The sequence below is a fragment of the Pseudomonas sp. HMSC067G02 genome, from assembly GCF_001813485.1.
Classification (GTDB): domain Bacteria; phylum Pseudomonadota; class Gammaproteobacteria; order Pseudomonadales; family Pseudomonadaceae; genus Pseudomonas; species Pseudomonas aeruginosa.
On sequence record NZ_KV812640.1, the window covers coordinates 15466 to 35770 of the forward strand.

Here is a 20305-nt window from a genome sequence, read left to right on the forward strand (position 1 = left end):
TTCACGCTACGTAGTGGTAAGCGGCGGCGACGATTTCACGGTAGGTTTCCACCGTCATTTGCTTGGCATTGCTGCCGTCGGAGAAATTCTTCTTCGACTTTTCGGCGATGCTCAGGAAGTCTTCCTCGCGCACGCCTTTCACCTCGGCGAAGCGGGGGATGCCCAGGTCCTTGCTCATCTGGAACAGGTAGCCAACGGCGGCCTCGGCGGCCTCGGCCGGCGAGAGGTTGGGGTCGATACCCAATGCATAGGCGACCTGCGCGTGGCGGGTGATGTCGGCGTCGCGGTTATGGCCGAACACGAAGGGCAGGAAGATCGCGTTGCCCACGCCGTGTGGCGTGTCGTACATGCCACCGATGGCTTCGGAAATGCAGTGCACGCTGCCGACGTCCGCGTTACCGAAGGCCATGCCGGCGATCAGGCTGGCCACCAGCATTTGCTCGCGTGCATGCAGGTTGCCCGGCTCCAGTACGGCGGGCCTGAGGTATTGGCTGATCAGGCGGATGGCATGCAGCGCCAGCCCGTCGCTGATCGGATTCGACACGCGGCAGGTGTAGGCTTCGATGGCGTGGGTGAGAGCATCCATGCCGGTTGCGGCGGCAATCGATGCAGGCAGCGTGTCGAGAATGCGGGAGTCGAGCAATGCCAGAACGGGGCCCACCCGGTAATCCTGGACGCTCATCTTGAAATGCCGGGCGGTATCGGTGATCACCGAGAAACAGGTCACTTCGCTGCCGGTTCCGGCGGTGGTCGGGATGGCGACGATAGGTGGGATGGCGTGCCTGAGGGTGAAAGTGCCCTCGTAGTCTTCGATCCGACCCTCGTGGGTCAGCAGCAGGCTGATCGCCTTGGCCGCGTCCATCGCGCTGCCGCCGCCGATGGCCAGCAGGCCTTGGATACCTTTGCCGCGATACAGCTGCGCCGCCTGGTTGATGTCTTCGCTGCGAGGGTTTGCCTTGACGTCCGATATCTCGTCGAACGCGATCTCCCACTCATTCAGGCTGGCATACACGCCATTCAACAGGCCTACGGCCTTTACCCCGGCGTCCGTCACGATCAGCACATGCGCCATGCCGAGTTCCCGCAGGTATTCGCCGGTGCGCTCACGCAGGCCGGGTCCCATCACGACTTTGGCGGGGAGTAAGAACTTGAATTCCATACGTACCTCTTGCTCGATTTTTGTCGTTGTTGAACGGCAGTGGAGGAATTCACGCGCAGGGCGAACCAACGGCTCCGGCGTGTGATGCATGGCTCTGCGGTCGAGAATCAACCGGGAACCTTTTTGTCTTATGTGGGCCTGGATAAGCACGAACTTCGAAAAGCCCCATGCAAGTCCCGAGGTGTAAAAAGAGGGGCGGCACCCACCCACCCGCCCCTGAAGGGATGTTCCGTCCTAATGCATTTGGCCTGCGAGCAGGGAGAGCAGCGTTCCTGTCAGGCAGGCGGGGAAGTCATGCCCCATTCCCGGCAACAGCACCAAGCGTGCCCTGGGAATGGCCGCCGCCGTGGCGAAGCCTCCGCTGGTGGCGACCATGAGGTCTTTCTCAGCATGGATGACCAGCGTGTTGCAGCGAATTCGCTGGAGTTCCTGCGTTCGGTCGCCCGAGTTGATGATGGCGCCGATCTGCCTCGCCATCCCGAGGTTGCTCGCTTCCCCGCCGCCTCGTTCCCAGGCTTGCATGGCGTAGTCGCGATGGGCCTGCTCGTCCCATTCCAGCGTCGTACCGACGGAACGCATGATCTCCACATAGTCGCGAACGCTCTCCTGCTGGTTCCGGGGAGGGCGCCGGAGAAGCTGCAAGATGGTCTTGAACGCTGGCTGGCCTACTCGCAGCGATCCTGTCGTCGAGAAGATGGACGCCAGGCTCATGACTCGCTGCGGATAACGAGCGGCAAGTGTCTGGGCGATCATGCCGCCCATCGACATCCCTACGACGTGCGCCGCACCCAGGCGCAGGCCATCCATGAGGCCGATCACATCGTCGGCCATGTCGCCCAGGTCATACCCCGCAGTCGGTTTACGGAAGAACTGTTGCAGGGTCGTGGGCGGGGTAACCTCGGTGAAGAAAGACCTGCCCGAGTCACGGTTGTCCAGCGTGATCACGCGCAGGCCCCGCTCGACCAGACCGGCGATGAGCGCTTCAGGCCAATAGATCAATTGCAGCCCCAGGCCGACGATGAGGATGACCGCAGGCGCGGTTTCCGGACCGTGGCTGCGATAGCAGAGGCTACGCTTGCCCGGTAGCTCGCAGAACCGATCCGCAGTCATCGCCCGCCGCCCTGAGTCTGAAGCGCCACGCTTCTGTGCAGGTAGGCGTCAGGCACCGTGCTGAACCGGAGGCATTCGTCGGCGACCTTCCCTCGGCGCAAAAGCTTGATGTCACGGAAGTAATCCATCGACATCACCCAGGGCTCGCGAGGCCCCTGGCGCGGCATGCTATCCAATGCCCGCTGGACATATCCGGCCCCGAAATCCAGCAGGGGACGGGTTTCGACACCATCCGGCGCCTTCGGCTCGCAGACGTTATGGCCCTGGCTGTCCATGAAGCCCAGCAAGCGACAGAAGTGGTCACACAGCAGGCACACTTTCAGCGTCCAGGATGAGTTGGTATAGCCCACCGCAAAGGCAAAGTTGGGTACGCCGGAAAGCATCGTGCCCTTGTACGCCAGCGTCTGGCTCAACACTACCGGCTCGCCATCCTTGTGCAGGGCGATACCGCCGAATAACTGCACGTTCAGACCGGTGGCCGTGATGATGATATCGGCCTTCAGTTCCGTGCCGGACTTGAGCAAGACACCGGACTCGGTAAAGCGCTCGATATGGTCGGTAACGACCGAGGCTTTACCTGCACTGATGGCCTTGAAAAGATCGCCTTCGGGAACCGAGCACAAGCGTTGGTCCCAGGGCTTGTAGGGCGGGTTGAAATGAACGTCGACCGGATAGCCCTTCGGTAATTCTCTACGGGTCAGCCATATGAGCAGCTTGCGGGCGAGCCCGGGGAAGCGCTGGCAGAATCGCCAGAAGACCAGGGTGATCTTGGCATTCTTGTAGCGCGTCAGTGAGTAGGCGGTTTGCGCCGGCAGAATCTTGCGAAGAAAAGCGGCAACGGAATCGTTGGCGGGCTGGTTGACGATATAGGAGGGCGTCCGCTGCAACATGGTGATGCTGGCGACCTCGTCGGCCATGGCGGGAATCAGGGTCACCGCCGTTGCGCCGCTGCCGATGACCACCACATGCTTGCCCCGATAGTCCAAGCGCTCGGGCCAGTGTTGCGGGTGGATGATTTGCCCCTTGAACTGCTCCGCGCCCTCGAAGCGTGGGCTGAAGCCTTGGTCATAACGGTAGTAACCGCCTGCGCTGAACAGCCAGCGGCATTCGATGGTGCGGGTTTCTGCCGTGTGGCCGTCCTCGACGCATACTGCCCACAGCCCTTTGTCGCTCTGCCAATTCGCCGAGACCACTTTCTGCCGGTACTGGATGAAGGGGTCCAACTGGTATTCAGCGACGGCTTCTCGCAGGTATTCGAGAATGTCGGCGGCATCCGCCAGAGATTTCGCCTTGGTCCAAGGCTTGAAGTCGAAGCCGAAGGTGTACAGGTCGGAGTCGGAGCGTATGCCGGGATAGCGGAACAGGTCCCAGGTGCCGCCCATTCGCTCCCGGGACTCGAGAATCGCAAACACCTTGTTCGGTTGGTGACGTCGAAGGTAAGCCGCAGCGCCGATGCCAGACACACCGGCTCCTATGATCAGAACATCGAGCGGCTCAATTGGAAGAGCAGTGTGAGAGGACATGTCGCCTCCTATTGTTGTGTTATAGAGACTTGATCTTTTGACTTGATCGTTTGACCAGAATAGACGCGAGCGAGTTGCTGGTACAAGGTGCGAAATGCACCAGGTTTCCATCGGTTTGGGTTTATTTGCACCTAGGCGCCACACCAGGCCATGGCGGAAGGCCTGATCCATGGACGAGAAGCGCACAGTCAGCTTGCAGGATTACGAGGAGGAGACCGGGCGAGGTGGCCGCCCAGGATTCCGCTGGAGGCGGGGAGAGGAGAGCTAGAAGAGGCGTCGCACCTGCACTGGCAAGAGGCCCGAAGAGCAGGGGCACGGCGAACCGTGTCACCATGCCCCTCTCTAGAGATGCGCCTTCGAAAAGATCAGAAGCTGGCCACCAACAGCTTCACAGCCTGGCAGGCGGCTTCGGTCTCGGCATTCAGCCGCTCCTGGTCACCATGGGCGGACCAGGCGAGAAGCAAGCCATCGAACAGGTTGATGAGCAAGCGACTGACAGTGCCCAGCGCTTCCTGGTCCAGCACCGAGCCAGCGACCTGTTCGATGGCCTGCTTCGTCGCTTCGATGGAGTCGGTGTAGATCTTGCTCGCCATCGCGGGGTTGTTACGCAGATTCCAGAAAAACAGCTCGAACTGCGTAGTCGCCAGTTGCGGATGCGTGGTGAACCACCCGACCAACTGGCGCAATATCTCTGCTACCGAGTCTGCCGCCGTGGCTCCCGCCGTAACGTGCAGCAAGGACTGCTGTGGCGTGTCTATCAGGGATTCATAGACCGCGTCGAACAATTCGTCCTTGGTGTGGAAGACATAGTGCAGGGAGGCCAATGGAGAATTCGCCGCGGCCGCGATGCGACGGGTAGTGGCATTCGCCACACCATATTCCGCGATCACCTTCACGGCGGCCTCAATAAAGTCTTGCCTGCGCACTTCGGCGCCCACTCGAGCCATTCAGCTTCTCCTTCTTCGGTGTTGCCGCCAGGCGACTGGTCCGCTGTCGACCGGGACGAATGCTAACGCATGGCCGTTCTCCAATCCATGAGTCGACACGCCTGAAGACCAAGGCAGCGACCCTTTGTCTCTTCAGATGTTTCGCTCCGACCGCCGGCGATGCGTAGCCGAAGCGGAACAGGATCGAGCCTGGGCAATCCGCTATCGCCAGCGCGAACCCGCGTAGAGCCGCATCTTGATTCGGCAGGCCTTTCCTGAGCGCCGAGATGCCACGCAGAATTATTAATCGTTTGACTTGATCACATGATCATGTCGTATGATCAAACCTCCTTTCCGCGCCAGGCGCAAGGAGAGGGCGGTCTGACCGCATGAGAGTGAACGCTCATGGGCTGAGGCTGATTGCGGAGGCCCTGCAGAACAATGACAACACCACACAGGTAGGCATCAGATGAGTACGCGAAGATTGACGACAGTCAGCTGCGACAGCCCGATCGAGCAGGTAGTGGAAATCATCAGGCGTGATGGCGCTGTCGCTATTTCCAACTTCGTCTCGGAAGAAACCTTGAAGTCTCTTACCGAGGACCTGGACAGCTATCTGGGCGTTACCCCCTGCGGCATGGACCCTTACTTCGCCGGCACCCAGACTCGACGTACCGCGCGGATCCTGGCGAAAAGCGACTCCGCCGTGGAAGTGGCACTGAACCCCCTGTTCCTCGAGACGGCAAAGCAGGTATTGCAGACTCCCACCCATGTCTGGGTAGGGAACGATCGGGTCGAGATCACGCCCGATATCCAACTGAGCATGACCCAGGCCATACAGATCGGGCCTGGACAAGGTCTTCAACCCCTGCATCGCGACGATGCCACTTCGCTCTGGCGGCATCCGCAGTATGGTCGCGAGGCTCGCTTGCAGCTCATGCTGGCGATTACCGACTTCACCGAAGAGAACGGCGCGACGCGGGTCATTCCTGGCAGTCATCAATGGGATGACGAACGGATGCCCACCCAGGAAGAAACCATCGGCGCGGAAATGAAGGCAGGCACTGCGCTTCTCTGGTTGGGATCGGTATATCACGGCGGTGGCGCCAACAGATCCGACGCTCCTCGCACAGGCCTGACCATGGCCTACGACCTGGCCTTCCTGCGCCTGGAAGAAAACCACTTCCTTTCCATACCCGTCGAGCGCGTTCGGCAACTCCCCGCGCAAATGCAGCGTCTGCTGGGGTGGAGTGCCAGTTCCACGCTACTGGGATGGGTGGAGATCGATGGTCAGATGCGTGACCCGCAAGAGCTGCTGGGCATGCCCTCCTTTTCCGAGGCGGGGAAGGGGTTCTAGCGGCACTGCCATGGATCGGCCCATGAGAGGAACAACGTCCGGCAACCCGGGAGTGATGTGAATGAATGCCTTCAACGGAGCGGCACGCAACAATGCCGAACCCATGAGATTCCGCAGCCTTGGCGGATGGGTGGAGCAGCCAGACGACCTGCAGCCGGCGCTGACAGGCCACGAGCACGCAGACGTAGTCGTGGTCGGCGCCGGGTTCGCCGGCCTGTCAACGGCGCTGGAACTAAGGGCGCGTGGAGCGAACGTCATCGTTCTGGAACAGCAGTTCGCAGGCTTCGGGGCCAGCGGGCGCAATGCCGGCTATCTGCTCGGCAGCATGGGCATAGAATGCGAGGTTTTCGTCAAGCGAGTGGGGCTTGAGCAGGCACGTAAGTTCGTCGGTTTCTATGACGAGGCCGTCACTTATGTGGAAGAGCGTTTGGCTGCGCTGGACATCGATTGCGATTACACGCCCTCGGGAATCATCCGGGCCGCCGTCCATCCCAGCCAGGAAAAGCGACTGCGAGCGAACATGGAGCTTGGCCACGCGCTGGGCTCTGTCACTCGCTTCGTGGATAGCGCCGAGATGCGCGCGCGAGGCATACCGCCCGCATTCCTGTTTGGCAGCGAGCAGCGTGGCGGCACCTTGAATCCGGGAAAGTACGTCAACGGCCTGCGTCGTGCGGCAATCAAGGCTGGCGTGAAATTGTACGAACGCACGCCGGTGCTTTCCTACTGTGAAGGACAGGTGATTACCTGCAATACGGCCCAGGGTATCGCCACCGCCCCTGTAATGGTTCTGGCGACCAACGCCTACACGCCTCAGCTGGGAGTGCTACGCAACAAGGTTGCACCGATCCGGGTTTCGGCAATCGAAACCCAGCCACTATCGGCGGAGCAACTGGCGTCCCTGGGTTGGCAAGAGCGTGAAGGCCTCATTACGCCGCACTACACCATGGAAAGTCATCGCCTGACGGCCCATGACACCCTGCTGCTGACCGTGAAGCAATTGGGTTATGCCTACGGCTCGAAGACACCCAATATTCCGGACCACGCCGCCTACGCCGCGTTGTCGCGAGTATTGCGCGAGCGTTTTCCTTCCTTGCAGGGCCTTGCCATTCGGCATTGCTGGAGCGGGTATATCAGCGGGGCCTACGACTTCCTCCCCGTGGTCGGGGTGACAGGGGCCAGGCAGAACATCTTCTATACGGCGGGATGTTCAGGGCATGGCCTTGCCACTCAATCGCTCATGGGCGCGCTTTTCGCCGAGCGAATCGGCGGTGGAGAGCCTCCGCTGCTAGCGGCGCTGGAACACAAGACGCCATCCATGCTACCCGAGCCACTTCAATGGTGCGCCATAAAGTCGGCCTTTGCGGCCGCCAGGCTACTGGATGCATGGACCGACAAGAAAGTGCGCAAAGACAAAGCCTTGAATGGCTGATAACGATGCGGGGAGTTAATGGGGATATGCCCGTACTCCCTTGCACCGATTAGACACAAGGCATCGATACAACTCTATCTGAAGGGGCAGTTAACGTGGAACCGAGAGACTTGTTCGCTCTGCTCTCATGTATTCTCCTGGTGATTTCCGGATTGTTTTATGGCGCTGCATTCATCAGGCGGAAAAACTATTTGCTTGGTCTGGAGTTCTTGATCGTAGGTATCTCGGCATCGAACTTCACTACATTCATAGCCACCGGCTGGCAAGCCAACTACAACATCGCGATCTTTCTCGACGCCTTTTCGCGAGGGGTGGGAGTGCCAGTTATCGCTACGCTCGGGCTAATGGCAGTTACCCACGATTACAAACCGTCGCCCGCCAAGGACATTCTCATTTTTGTAGCTGGCTTTGCCGCTACCGGCGTCTATTTCCTGTCTGGAATCATCGCGGGATTCCTCCCTTATTTCTATGTATTCATGTGGTCAGCCTATACCTTGTATCTTTGCTACTTCACCTTGCAACTGGCCCGTGCAGGCGAAGCCCTCCATACTCTGGCCACCATCGTTGGCGGGCTGGCGGGCCTGGTAGTAGCGCTCAGGTATGACTTCTTCCCGATTCCGGGAGACGACACGAAGATGGTCTTCATGACCATGGCCTTCCTGGCTTGGTCCTATTCCATGGTGCAGTTGTACTATGCCTATGGTGCGCTGGAGCGTTCGAACAAGGTATACGGCCAAGCGTTTCCTCGTCCACGCTAAACAATACGGCGCGACAAGTTTTTCTTTCTGATCCGACAACCTGGCAGAACTGTTCTGCTGTAACTCCATGGCAGGCCCTGGCCCTGCCTTTTACCGCCCTTCGGGGCGGTTTTTTTTTGCAGGCATTACATCCGCTATAGTCCCGCTCCGCCGCGGAGCGTGCATTGTCGGATAAAGTTGCTCGATTCATGACCGGTCATATCCGATCGCTCCCTCTGACTCGAGGCGAAACGACAATTGAAAATGCCCGAGCCGATATCTACGAAAGTTCCCCTCAAGCTCTCTTGTGCCCTGTTACCAAGCATCTCCAGGTAACACATGTTTCTTTACTTCCCAAGGTGGTGCACAGGGCACTGGGCCTGGAACAGAACTTTTTCCATAACCGCCTGATTTATAACAATTAAAAAAACATGAAAGAGAACTGGCATATGGTTTGCCTCATGATCGTCCGACATGGTCAATTGATCAGGTCAAATGATCATTATCGACAGGAGCCGACTTCTTCCCCTTGGGAGGTCGAGCAACCGGTCCATGCCCTGTGTGAGGAGCCATCCAATGAAAGATGTAACTGAACGGCTGGAAGGTGAAGCGCCCACCCGTCGTGTTTTCCAGCAGCAGTTGTTCATGACCCTCGCGGTATCGACCGTGCTCTGTTCGGTCCAGGCTGCGCCCCAGGTCCCCGAGGCGCTGGGGTCGAAACTGACCCCCTTGGGCGGGGAGATCGCAGCGAGTGCAAGCGGGGATATTCCTGCCTGGACGCAGCCTGGACAGCAGGACGAGGGATGGAGCTACGGCCAGGTGCGAGGAGAGCACTGGAAGTTCAAGGGCGACAAGCCGCTCTACAGCATCGACGCGAACAATCTCGCGCAACACTCGAGCAAGCTGTCCCCCGGACAGGTCGAGCTGTTCAAGAGGGTTCCCGGCTATCGCATGGATGTGTATCCGACCCGTCGGACCTGTAGCGCTCCGGACTTCGTGGTCGAGAACACCCGGCAGAACGTTGGTTTCGCCAAGCTCGATGCTGCCGGCCTCGCTCTGGACGAGGCTCACGTTCCGGGCATCCCGTTCCCCATGCCGAGTACCGGTGCCGAGGTGATGTGGAACATGAAGATGCGCTACCGCGGCGTTGGCGTCGAAATTCCCCGGACCATTTCCGGAATTTCTCCACGCAAAGGGGGGGAATGGTTACGTCAGTCGACAGATACCTTCTTCTTCACGCCCTGGGGGAAAAAGGGGAGTGCGCTCTTCTCGTCAGTTGGCCGCCTGGAGAATGCGACCTTCTTCAACTACCTCGAGCCGGCTGCTCTGGCCGGCCAGTCCGCGGTACAGACTGCCGTGGCCGGCGAACAGGCCACGACCTTCTACTACTTCCCCGGCCAGCGCCGCGTGCGGCGAATGCCGTCGTACTCCTACGATGCGCCACAGATCGGCCTGGATAACCAGTACACCGTCGACGAGGCGAACGTCTTCTTCGGCACCATGGACCGTTTCGACTGGAAGCTGATCGGCAAACAGGAGTTGCTGGTGCCTTACAACGATTTCGGTGCCTACGACACTGGCGCCAAGGTGGAGACGTTTGCCGGCAACGACTCGATCGCGCCGCAGTCGCGTCGCTATGAGCTGCATCGGGTCTGGGTCGTCGAGGCCAATGTCCGTCAAGGCATGCGCCATCAGGCGCCGAAACGCATGTTCTACATCGACGAGGACAGCTGGAACCCGTTGCTGGCGGTGGACTACGACAAGCAAGGGCAGATCTGGAAAGTGCGCGAAGGGTTCTCGATTCCCGTGTACGAGACAGGCGCCTGCGACGTCCAGGCCCAGGTCCAGTACAACCTGGCGGATGGCCGCTACCTCTTCGACATGACCTCGATCGGTGCGGGCAAGAACGATATTCGCTGGCTCACCGAAGACAACGGCTCCCCCCGCCTGAAGCGTGACTTCTTCACCTCCGACAATCTGCGAGCCATCAGCGAGCGCTAACCGACGTCAGATCGAGAGCCAGCATGAAAAAAATAATTACGAAAGCCTCAGGCCTTGTCATCGCGTGCACAACCCCACTGGCAATGGGATTCACGTTCGAAACCGAAACCCTCAATGGCTCCTTCGACTCCACGATCACCGCAGGCATGGGTCTGCGTACCGAGTCACGGGGCTGCAACCTGATCAACCAGGGACCGACCGGGCACAACGCGCCCTCCGGCTGCCTGGCGCAGAGCTCCGGCGTGGCCGACCAGGGCGACCTGAACTACGACCGCGGCGACATGTTCACCAACTACCTCAAGGGCACCCATGAGCTGTTGCTGAAGATGCCCGAGGACATCACCTTCATGGCGCGCGGCACCTGGATCCGCGACTTCGCTGCCACCGATACCACCGGCACGCTGTCGTTCAACACCCCGGAGAGCGTCGGCAGCAACGGGCTGAGCGACGACGCCCGCGACGACCTCGCGTTCAAGGCCCGCCTGCTGGACCTGTGGGTGAGCAAAGGCTTCGACGTGGGCGGGCAGCGGGTCCGCGCACGCCTGGGCAACCAGGTGATCAACTGGGGCGAAAGCCTGTTCGTGGCCGGTGGCATCAACAATACCAACGCCTACGATTACCAGGCCTTGGCGCGCCCCGGCGTGCAGCTCAAGGAGGCCGTGCTGCCGGCGCCGATGCTCAGTGTCGCGTCGGGCCTGGGTTCGGGTGTCAACGTCGAGGCCTACTATCAATTCCGCTGGAACAAGAGCGAATTGCCGCCGGTGGGCAGCTACTGGTCCACCACCAACGCGCTGGGTGAGGGCAGGGGGGACTATGGATTCTCCGAAAAGGACGCCCGTGACAGCGGCCAGTGGGGCCTTTCGCTGCGCTGGCAGCCGGAGGACAGCGACGTCGCCTATGGCTTCTACGTGATGCGTTATCACGACAAGTTGCCATCGTTGCGTGTCGCCATTCTCGACCCGAACACCTTCGCGGCGGCACCGACCTGGGAGTACCAGGAAGACCGGATGATGTACGGCATCAGTGCCAACATGCCGATCGGTGACTGGGCCGTCGGTACGGAGCTGTCGTACCGGCCGAAGGACTCGGTCATGCTCAACCCGGTCATCGACCTGTGTACCGGCAACGGCGGCAAATGCTGGAAGGACGAGAAGAAATTCCAGTGGCACCTGACCGGCCTGTACAGCTTCACGCCGTCCAATTCCCCGACGCTTCTGGATTTCAGCGGGGCCAGCACGGGCAGCTTGCTGACCGAACTGGTGGTCATCAAGTACCCGGGGCTGCATGACGAGGTCAATGGCGAACCGCTCGCCGCGGGGCTCAATGCCTGGCAGCTGGATCCTGCCAGAGCGCCGAAGTCCCGTGGCGACAAGACCTCTTCAGGGATCAACCTGGACTTCAGCCTGACCTATGACGGCACCTTGTTGCCGGGCTGGCAGGTCACGCCGGGCGTCTTCTATGCACGGTCGCTGGGAGGACGGACACCGAACCTCAGCGCAACCTTCACCGAGGACGCGAGCAGCATGAACCTGTACCTGAACTTCGTGCGGAACCCGGCCAGTTGGCAGATTTCCCTCAACTACGCGAAGTTCATGGGCGGTGAGACGCCCTACGACCAGCTTTATCGTGACCGCGATTATGTCGGCATCGCGATCTCCCGCACCTTGTGAGGCTTGCCTTGAACGGTTCTGTAAAGCTACCTGAGGCCCCGACACGTGGCCTGTTGTCATATGTCGAAGGTGTGTTGTTCAGGCATCGCCGGCTGGTGCTGGCGAGCCTGGCGGTATTCACGCTGATCATGGGCTGGTTCGCCGTACAGCTGCGCATGGATGCCGGCTTCGAAAAGCAATTGCCGGTAGGCCACGAATACATCGAGACATTCGAGGCCTACCGCAATGACCTGCTGGGGGCGAACCGACTGACCATCGTGGTCAAGGCCCGAGAGGGCGATATCTGGAGCGCCCCGGGCCTGAAGCGGCTGTATGACGTCACCCAGGCGGTGACCTTCCTCCCCGGAGTATCGCGCAGCAGCGTGCGCTCCCTGTGGACGCCCAACGCCTTCGTCAACGAAATCACCGAGGAAGGTTTTCGTGCTGATCCGCTGGTACCCGGAACGGTTTCTCCCGAGCACCTGGATGACCGGATCATCGCGAAGATCGCCAATTCCACTGCCCAGGGCGGCTTCATCGGTACGCTGGTTTCCCGGGACCAGAGCAGCGCGATGATCACGGTGGAACTCAACGAGTACGATAGCCAGGGCGCCCATCTGGACTACGTAACCTTCAACCATCGGCTGGAGAAAGAGATCCGCCAGCGCTTCGAAGACGGCGATTTCGAAATCCAGATCATCGGTTTCGCCAAGCAGATCGGCGACATCGCCGACGGAGCTTCAGCCGTGCTGGAGTTCTGTTTGTTGGCGTTGCTGCTGACGGCGGGGGCGGTGTACTGGTATTGCCACTCGCTGCGTTTCACCTTGCTGGCGTTGGTCTGTTCGCTGGCCTCGCTGGTCTGGCAGTTCGGCAGCTTGCGCCTGTTGGGCTACGGGCTCGATCCGCTGGCAGTGCTGGTGCCCTTCCTGGTGTTCGCCATCGGGGTTTCCCATGGGGTGCAGCAAATCAACTTCATCGTGCGCGAGATCGCCATCGGCAAGAGCGCCGAAGAGGCGGCACGCTCGAGCTTCACCGGGTTGCTGGTTCCCGGGACGCTGGCGCTGGTGACCGCGCTGGTTTCCTTCGTGACGCTGCTGTTGATCCCGATCCCGATGGTGCGGGAACTGGCGATCACGGCTTCGCTTGGCGTGGCCTACAAGATCGTCACCAACCTGGTGATGCTGCCGTTGATGGCGTCGTTGCTGCGCGTCGACGACAAGTACGCAGCCGCCCAGGAGGTTTCCCGGCAGCGTCGCAGCCGTTGGCTGCGGGGCCTGGCCCGGCTCGCCGAGCCACGCAAGGCGCAGTGGGTGCTCGGCGCAGCCTTGGCGGTGTTCCTGGCGGCGATCTGGCAAAGCCATGACCGCGTCGTCGGCACGCTGCAGGCGGGTGCGCCGGAGTTGCGCGAGGACTCGCGCTTCAATCGCGACGCGGTCTCCATCGCCAGCAACTACGACATTGGCCTGGACTGGCTCAGCGTGGTGTTCGAAGTCGACAAGGCTCCTTCCGAGGTGGCCTGCGAGGATGTCGCCCTGGGCCAGTACCAGGATCGTTTCGTGTGGGCCATGCAGGGGGTGCCCGGCGTCCTCTCGGTCGCGTCCTTCTCCACCACCATGCGTCAGTTCAACGAGGGCTACAACGAAGGCAACCCGAAGATGGCGGCGGTGCCCATCGACCCGATGAACTACGCCGCGCTGGCCACCGAGGTTGCGCGAACCCCCGGGCTGATGCGCATCGATTGCAGCATGTCGGCCGTGCACCTGTACCTGGCCGATCACAAGGCCACGACCATCAACCGAGTGGTGGACGCCGCCAAGGCCTTCCGCAGCGAGTATCCGATGTCAGGCATTTCGATCCGCCTCGCCTCCGGCAACGCCGGCGTCCTGGCAGCGATCAACGAAGAGGTGGAGAAGAGCGAGACCCCCATGCTGCTTTACGTCTATGCCGCCATCGCCTTGCTGGTGTTCGTGGTCTATCGCGACTTGCGGGCGGTCCTGGTATGTTGCCTGCCGCTGACCATCGGCACCTTCATTGGCTACTGGTTCATGAAGGAGCTGCAGATCGGCCTGACCATCGCCACCTTGCCGGTGATGGTGCTGGCAGTGGGCATTGGCGTCGATTACGCCTTCTACATCTACAACCGCCTGCAACTGCACCTGGCCCATGGCCAGACGATCACCAAGGCGGTGGAGTACGCGCTGCTCGAGGTGGGCGTCGCCACCATTTTCACCGCCATCACCCTGGCCGTTGGCGTGGCCACCTGGGCCTTCTCGGAGCTCAAGTTCCAGGCCGACATGGGCAAGCTGCTGGCCTTCATGTTCATCGTCAACATGGTCATGGCCATGACCGTACTGCCGGCCTTCGCCGTGTGGCTGGAGCGGGCGTTCCCGCGCAAACGTCCCGTGCGCATGATCGGCGCGCTGGTGCACTGAGGAGAGAAACATGAAGTTCAGGGTTTCACTCACCGTGGCCTTGCTCGCAGCAGGATTGCCGCTGATGTCTCTCCAGGCCGCGCCGTTGCAGGCCATGCCGGCCGTGCAGGCGGGCAATGCCACGCAGGCCACCATGCTGGCCGCCGGCTGGGCCGGAGAGCGGGTGGTTGCCGTGGGCGACCACGGTGTCGTGTTGTTGTCCGACGACCAGGGCAGGCAGTGGCGCCAGGCACGCTCGGTCCCACTATCCACGCCATTGACGGGTGTGTCCTTCGTGGATGCCAGGCACGGCTGGGCGGTGGGTCACTGGGGCGCGATCCTGTCCACCGCCGACGGCGGGGAATCCTGGCAGGTCCAGCGCCTGTCGAGCGAAGAAGACCGGCCGCTGTTCGCCGTGCACTTTTTCGATGCCCGGCAGGGCGTTGCGGTAGGCCTCTGGTCGTTGGTGCTGACCACCGAGGATGGCGGCAAGACATGGACGGAGCAGCCGTTGCAAGCGCCTCCAGGAGCCAAGCGGGCCGACCTCAACCTGATGGGGCTGTTTGCCGACAACCACGGCAGCCTGTACGCCACGGCCGAGCATGGGCAGGTGCTGCGCTCCGACGACCAGGGGAAGAACTGGCGTTACCTGGATACCGGCTATGAAGGCACCCTGTGGTCTGGCGCGGTGCTGGCCGATGGGCGTCTGCTGCTGGGTGGTCAGCGTGGCACCCTGTTGCAGGGCTCTGCCGATGGCAAGGCTTTTCGCAGAGTGCCAACGCAAGGCAAGGGCTCTGTCACATCCATAGCAGTGGCTGGCGCGCGGGTATTGGCGGTCGGGCTTGACGGACTGAAGGTACGGAGCAGGGATGGTGGAAACAGTTTCCAGGAAGCACCGTCGGCTGACGGCCTCTCGCTGACGGCGGCGCTGTTCAACGCCGACGGCACGCCGCTGCTGTTTTCACGTCGCGGAGTAATGCCCCGCCAGGAATGAAAGTGTTCACCGGCCTCTTTGCTTGTCCGGGGACTCGGTTGGGCCTGGCGCCTTCGGGGCCAGGCCGGCCAGCGTGGAGGGCTTCTAGAGCTGGAGATAGTCGGCCAGGTCTGCGTAGTTATGTTGCCACAGGCCTGGGCTGCCATTGGGGTACTGGGAGCGGAAGCCGAGGATCTTCTGAACGCGCGGAGCAAGCGTTCTGACCAGTTCGAGCGGCACGATCAACGGGCACCGGCGAACAAGCCCGCTTGCCACTGCGCTAAACCCCAAAAAAAGAACATGGAGCGTCACGGCGCCTCCTTGTATTTTTTGTTCAGGCAGTGAGTTCATGCTAGGTTTCCCCCAACCTTGCGCCAAGGTACGAACTGCACCATTTCCTCTGTGATTTTTGAGTGATTTGCACCGCCCATGACCAGTACGCCATCCTCCTGGCCACGCCCATCGGAAGCCGTTCGTGAACTCATGCGCAAAGGCGCCGAGCTCGCTCAGGCGCTGCCGCCGGAGTGGGTCGAGCGCCTCAATCAGGCGCTGTTCTCTTCACCGGAAGATGCCAAGCTGCTGGAGGACCCGGTCATCCTCGCGGCGTGCCGGCGCGCCAACCGCGCAGAGTTGCTGCATTGGGCGAACGCCAATCTGCAGCGCCCCGGAGAACCGGTGCAACCCTACGTCTCGGCCGACATGGTGGACACGGCCAGGGAGCTCGCCCGCAGAGGGCTGTCCGAGCTGCTGATGAATGTCGCGAGGTCGACACAGAACACCGCCTGGGAGCTATGGATGAAGATGGCCTTCAACCTGACGCAGGATCCCAGGGTGCTCGAGGAGTTCCTGGAGGTCTCGTCGCGGTCCATCTCGGAATTCATCGACAGCAACATGCGTGTGGTGACCCAGATCATCCTGGAAGAAAAGAGCGCCCAGGCCCATGACGACCCGATCGACAAACGAAGCCTGGTCAGTCGGCTGCTCGACGGCAGGGATGTGGATACGGAGCAATTCGGCAGGCGGCTGGGCTACAGCCTTTTCCAGAAGCACTACGCCGGCCTGGTCTGGTGCGAAAGCCCGGACGCCGAGATCCGCCTTCTGGAGGATGTGGCGCGTACCCTGGCGCAACTCACGGGCACGGCGGCGCCGTTGATCGTATTCGCCGGCCCCGCGACCCTGTGGGTCTGGAGCCATGCGGCGAAACCGCTGGACCTGAACCTGCTGCAAGGCATCGCACTGCAGTTTTCAGGGATTCGCGCAGCAATCGGCTCGCCGGGCACGGGAGTCAATGGCTTCCGTCGCTCGCATCTGGAGGCCCTGACGACGCAAAGGCTGATGGGCCGCCTGGCGGGCGCACCCGCCGTTGCCACCATCGACCAGGTGAGGATGGTGTCGCTGATGACCCAGGACGACCGCGCGGCCAGGCAGTTCGTCTTGAGCACCCTGGGGCGGCTGGCGACGGAGCCTTCGGTGCTTCAGCGCTCGCTGCACGCCTTCCTGGCCAATGGCTGCAATGTCACCCAGACCGCAGAAGCGCTGGGCACGCATCGCAACACATTGCTGCGCCGGCTGGAGCGTGCCCAGGACCTGTTGCCCGTCCGGCTTGCCGATCATCGCATTCAGATCGCCGCGGCCCTTGAACTGGTGATCTGGAGTACTCCCCTGATCGATGATGATAAATAACCATAAAGACCGAACGCGCTCTTCACAGTAAAAAGGATGCCCCGGTCAGGAAAAGACCGCCAATAAGGAAGAGGGTGATCAGACGAGTGCTGAGCCTGAGAGGAGGCTGATGCTCGACAGTCTTGTCCAGGGCGAAATAAAGCTTTCTGAGTATTTGCCGCTCATCGATATCGTCTGCATCGAATATTGAATCGATCACCGAGTCCGCGCTTGGAAATGGGTTATGCAAGAGCGGAGCGACATCGAATGCACTTTTCTGGAGCGCCCGCGCGGAAAGCAGAGCCGAAGTGACCAGGGCCGCAAGCGCTGCGATAGCAAGAACCACCTCCAGGGGAGTGATCATGCTGATACTGGCCGAAGTGCCAAAGCGAAGCATGGTCCCATATAGAGTTATCACGCCGGCGAGGGCACCGAGTGACAACGTGAACATGAGGCGAAGGTAGACCGTCACCAGGTTCCTTGAGGAAGAAACCTGCTCAAGATAGATTTTCACCAGTGCTTCAATGGTCAGTCGGCGCGCTTCGAATACAAGCCGACGCTCGTCGGGGGAGGGGCTAGGTGACATCCGTCGTCCTTCTGCTATGGTTGCCTGCTCGTTTCATCTTCGAATAGAAAGATGAGTCCCGCCAGAGCACTTTTTGAATATTCAATGCAGGACGGCGCTTGCTGCAGCAGCGCCGTCATCGTCAATGGAACATACCTACAATTTCATCTTCATGTCATGTTCCGGTTTCGACTCAAGACAGCGGACGTCGTCCCAATGCATTCAACGTCGATCTATCCATTCGACTGTTGATTGCCAATCCATTGTCCAGACGGAGTGCCAGAGCAGCCGGCAGGCTGCGAGTACGTGGCACAGGGTGAAAAAATCAGCCATGGGGCCAATGAGCCGCGGTACAGATGCAGTTTCATGGCTGCGCGATATTCAGCGTGCAGACGGGCATTTGCTCATGTCGGGTCCGTGTCGGCGATACCGCATTGTTGCAATCGGCTCCGTGCGAAGGAGGTAGCAGAGGTCTTGTGCGGGTGCTGCCAAATCTGTCCGGGATTTAACCTGGGCAGCGCCGTCGAGGTGTGGGACTCGACTGAAGGCTTCAAACCAAGCATGGAAGCGGGAACGGAGCGCAAAAGAGCAAGGATCTGATAAACGATACATGAGATTTAACATAATATACATTATGCGAATATAAAGGTTCACAGGACCTCGGGCAGCATCACGCATTTCGAAGCGACTCCATGGCGGCTTCCGTCTGGAGCCCTCGTGCGATCGCTCGCCGACCTAGCTTCTGCAACAGCCGTAACCCTGCACCAGCGTTTCGCTGTCGACCACTTCGCGCCACCAGCGTCGGCCGGCATGCGGTGCTTGCAGATCGATCCGTTCGCCCATCATCGGCGTGGAAACCCGTACGCCGTGTTCGGTGGCCAGTTCGAGTATCCGTTCGAACGGCTCGTACCAGGCATGCATGGCCAGGTCGAAGGTGCCGTTGTGGATCGGCAGCAGCCAGCGCCCGCCAAGATCCCGGTGAGCCTGGAGGGTCTGCTGCGGGTGCATGTGCACGTAGGGCCAATGTTCGTTGTAGGCGCCGGTTTCCAGCATGGTCAGATCGAACGGTCCGTAGCGTCGGCCGATCTCGGCGAAACCATCGAAGTAACCGCTGTCTCCGCTGAAGAACAGCTTCAGTTCGGCGCTTTCGATCACCCAGGAACACCACAGCGTACGGTTCCCATCATGTAGCCCACGGCCTGAGAAGTGCTGTGCCGGCGTGGCGGTCAGGCGCAAACCGCCAGCCTCGATATCTTGCCACCAGTCCAGTTGGCGCACCTTGCCTGGCGGTACGCCCCAGGCCAGCAGGCGGTCGCCTACGCCGAGCGGCGCCAGGAACAGTTCGACGAGCGGGACCAGGGCCTTGATCGCGGCGCGGTCCAGGTGGTCGTAGTGATCGTGGGAAAGAATTACCCCACGGATCGGCGGAAGATCCGCCAATGCCACCGGCGGCGCATGGAAACGCTTCGGCCCAGCGAACGGCAACGGCGAGGCGCGCTCGGAAAATACCGGGTCGGTCAGCCACCAGCTACCGGCCAGTTTCAGCAGCAAGGTCGAATGACCCAGGCGGAACAGACTGCCATCGACGGTCGCATCGAGTTCGGCACGGCTCGGGCTGAGCACGGGTAAAGGCTGCCGCGGGACGGTGCTTCTCGGCTTGTTGAAAAGCGCGTTCCAGAGCCCCCGGGCACCGGGTGCCGGCATGTCCGCCGGCCTGGGGCTGAGATTGTGGAAACGCCCCTGGCGCAATTGCGGAGAATCGTGATGTCCGCCGATGGCGGCTCGCCGTATCGAGGGAAGTTTCAAAGCGTCATTATTCCTGTCTGGCATTTCGACAACCGCAGCGCAGCCGCCGGCATTCGTTCGCGGTCACTATTGGGCATCCTCCCCTCCTCGTCATTGCCTATTCCTCGGGAGTCCTTGCCCGATCGTGCGGGCCTGCTCAAACAGTCGAATGCTCCGCTCGCCCCGATCGTTGAGCGTCATCGATGAGACCATTCCGAAGCGCCCGAAACTGTCATCGGCGCAGAGTCAAACCGACTACATACGGTCATCCAGCTGAAGCTCATCCGGTTCACCAGTGAACCGGCCATAGCTTTCAGTCTGTTCAGTGGTCAGAAAATCTACGGGCATATCGGCCTCCCTGCCTGACGGTCATTTATTAACAATCCCGCAACCGTCCGAAATATTATAAATTATCAGACATCATAAAACGGCAGACATAAGCTGTCTATTAAATCGTTTTTTTTGCCATAATAGACACCCACTGTCTGATATTCGATTTAAGGTACGTTTTTATGCGACTTTTTGGTTACGCACGGGTATCAACCAGCCAGCAGTCCCTGGATATCCAGATACGAGCACTTAAAGAGGCAGGAGTGAAAGCAAACCGCATCTTTACTGATAAGGCATCCGGCAGTTATGATCCAACTGATAAAAACGTTTGATGCCCAGGGCGTAGCTGTCCGGTTTATTGATGATGGGATCAGCACCGATGGTGAAATGGGTAAAATGGTGGTAACAATCCTGTTGGCTGTAGCTCAGGCTGAACGTCAGAGAATACTGGAGCGTACGAATGAAGGCCGACAGGAAGCGAAGTCGAAAGGTATCCGGTTTGGGCGCAGGCGCACCATTGACAGAAATAGCGTGCTGGTTCTTCACAAAAATGGGACTGGTGCAACGAATATCGCCCGGCAACTCAATATTGCCCGATCCACCGTTTATAAAATTATAGAAGAAGCTAATACGACTAAATAGTTTTGTTACTTATCTTAAAAACTGCTGTTTAAAATTATCATAAATA

Annotated in this window: 16 protein-coding genes and 2 pseudogenes; 11 read left to right on the forward strand and 7 right to left on the reverse strand. The window is 60.2% G+C overall.

Annotation, left to right across the window (positions count from 1 at the left end; all coding sequences use genetic code 11):
• Window position 1 precedes the first annotated feature (1 nt).
• From HMPREF2914_RS07355 to HMPREF2914_RS07370, 4 genes are all read right to left on the reverse strand, one after another.
• A complete protein-coding gene (locus HMPREF2914_RS07355; protein WP_023091819.1) occupies window positions 2-1159 on the reverse strand; it encodes an iron-containing alcohol dehydrogenase in 1158 nt (385 codons plus the stop codon).
• A 234-nt stretch (window positions 1160-1393) separates the two neighbouring features.
• Window positions 1394-2269, reverse strand: a complete 876-nt coding sequence (locus tag HMPREF2914_RS07360) for an alpha/beta fold hydrolase (protein WP_003089172.1) — start codon at window positions 2267-2269, stop codon at window positions 1394-1396.
• Window positions 2266-3792: a flavin-containing monooxygenase gene (locus HMPREF2914_RS07365; RefSeq protein ID WP_016253449.1), complete on the reverse strand. Its 1527-nt coding sequence runs from the start codon at window positions 3790-3792 to the stop codon at window positions 2266-2268. Before HMPREF2914_RS07365 ends, HMPREF2914_RS07360 begins: the two co-directional genes overlap by 4 nt.
• 365 nt (window positions 3793-4157) lie before the next feature.
• Window positions 4158-4739, reverse strand: coding sequence for a TetR/AcrR family transcriptional regulator (locus tag HMPREF2914_RS07370; protein ID WP_003089176.1), 582 nt, complete (start codon window positions 4737-4739; stop codon window positions 4158-4160).
• A 448-nt stretch (window positions 4740-5187) separates the two neighbouring features.
• Here HMPREF2914_RS07370 and HMPREF2914_RS07375 point away from each other — a divergent pair, with 448 nt between their 5' ends.
• The 7 genes from HMPREF2914_RS07375 to HMPREF2914_RS07405 all read left to right on the forward strand — a co-directional run bounded on the left by HMPREF2914_RS07375 (window position 5188) and on the right by HMPREF2914_RS07405 (window position 15296).
• Complete coding sequence (locus HMPREF2914_RS07375; RefSeq protein ID WP_023091818.1) at window positions 5188-6075, forward strand: phytanoyl-CoA dioxygenase family protein; 888 nt, start codon at window positions 5188-5190, stop codon at window positions 6073-6075.
• Window positions 6076-6136: 61 nt separating this feature from the next.
• A complete protein-coding gene (locus HMPREF2914_RS07380) occupies window positions 6137-7504 on the forward strand; it encodes an NAD(P)/FAD-dependent oxidoreductase (RefSeq protein ID WP_023091817.1) in 1368 nt (455 codons plus the stop codon).
• 110 nt (window positions 7505-7614) lie between these two features.
• On the forward strand, window positions 7615-8262 hold the full coding sequence (locus HMPREF2914_RS07385; RefSeq protein WP_019485411.1) for a hypothetical protein: 648 nt from the start codon (window positions 7615-7617) through the stop codon (window positions 8260-8262).
• A 555-nt stretch (window positions 8263-8817) separates the two neighbouring features.
• Window positions 8818-10242, forward strand: a complete 1425-nt coding sequence (locus tag HMPREF2914_RS07390) for a DUF1329 domain-containing protein (RefSeq protein WP_023091815.1) — start codon at window positions 8818-8820, stop codon at window positions 10240-10242.
• Between the two features lie 23 nt (window positions 10243-10265).
• The gene (locus HMPREF2914_RS07395) at window positions 10266-11912 is read left to right on the forward strand and encodes a DUF1302 domain-containing protein (RefSeq protein ID WP_003089183.1); all 1647 of its coding nucleotides are present in this window, start codon (window positions 10266-10268) and stop codon (window positions 11910-11912) included.
• Window positions 11913-11920: 8 nt separating this feature from the next.
• Window positions 11921-14323 (forward strand): efflux RND transporter permease subunit, encoded by a 2403-nt coding sequence (locus HMPREF2914_RS07400; protein WP_023091814.1) that lies wholly within the window; start codon window positions 11921-11923, stop codon window positions 14321-14323.
• 10 nt (window positions 14324-14333) lie between these two features.
• On the forward strand, window positions 14334-15296 hold the full coding sequence (locus tag HMPREF2914_RS07405) for a WD40/YVTN/BNR-like repeat-containing protein (protein ID WP_023091813.1): 963 nt from the start codon (window positions 14334-14336) through the stop codon (window positions 15294-15296).
• Between the two features lie 84 nt (window positions 15297-15380).
• Here HMPREF2914_RS07405 and HMPREF2914_RS33130 read toward each other — a convergent pair.
• Window positions 15381-15524: pseudogene (locus tag HMPREF2914_RS33130) on the reverse strand (phytanoyl-CoA dioxygenase family protein); the annotation flags it as partial.
• A 234-nt stretch (window positions 15525-15758) separates the two neighbouring features.
• On the opposite strand from HMPREF2914_RS33130, the gene HMPREF2914_RS07415 reads away from it, so the two are divergent.
• Complete coding sequence (locus HMPREF2914_RS07415; protein WP_023091811.1) at window positions 15759-16958, forward strand: PucR family transcriptional regulator; 1200 nt, start codon at window positions 15759-15761, stop codon at window positions 16956-16958.
• Window positions 16959-16980: 22 nt separating this feature from the next.
• Here the strand turns inward: HMPREF2914_RS07415 and HMPREF2914_RS07420 are convergent, their stop codons facing one another.
• A complete protein-coding gene (locus HMPREF2914_RS07420; RefSeq protein WP_003122765.1) occupies window positions 16981-17523 on the reverse strand; it encodes a hypothetical protein in 543 nt (180 codons plus the stop codon).
• Between the two features lie 714 nt (window positions 17524-18237).
• The gene (locus HMPREF2914_RS07425) at window positions 18238-19332 is read right to left on the reverse strand and encodes an MBL fold metallo-hydrolase (RefSeq protein ID WP_196676853.1); all 1095 of its coding nucleotides are present in this window, start codon (window positions 19330-19332) and stop codon (window positions 18238-18240) included.
• Between HMPREF2914_RS07425 and HMPREF2914_RS32615 the strand changes: the two genes are divergently transcribed.
• The 3 genes and pseudogenes from HMPREF2914_RS32615 to HMPREF2914_RS32940 all read left to right on the forward strand — a co-directional run bounded on the left by HMPREF2914_RS32615 (window position 19267) and on the right by HMPREF2914_RS32940 (window position 20259).
• Window positions 19267-19494: a hypothetical protein gene (locus tag HMPREF2914_RS32615; protein ID WP_161936035.1), complete on the forward strand. Its 228-nt coding sequence runs from the start codon at window positions 19267-19269 to the stop codon at window positions 19492-19494. The two genes, HMPREF2914_RS07425 and HMPREF2914_RS32615, sit on opposite strands and share 66 nt — an antisense overlap.
• 305 nt (window positions 19495-19799) lie before the next feature.
• A pseudogene (locus HMPREF2914_RS32935) lies at window positions 19800-20049 on the forward strand (recombinase family protein); the annotation flags it as partial.
• Between the two features lie 99 nt (window positions 20050-20148).
• Window positions 20149-20259 (forward strand): helix-turn-helix domain-containing protein, encoded by a 111-nt coding sequence (locus HMPREF2914_RS32940; RefSeq protein WP_231274119.1) that lies wholly within the window; start codon window positions 20149-20151, stop codon window positions 20257-20259.
• The last annotated feature ends 46 nt before the right edge of the window (window positions 20260-20305 follow it).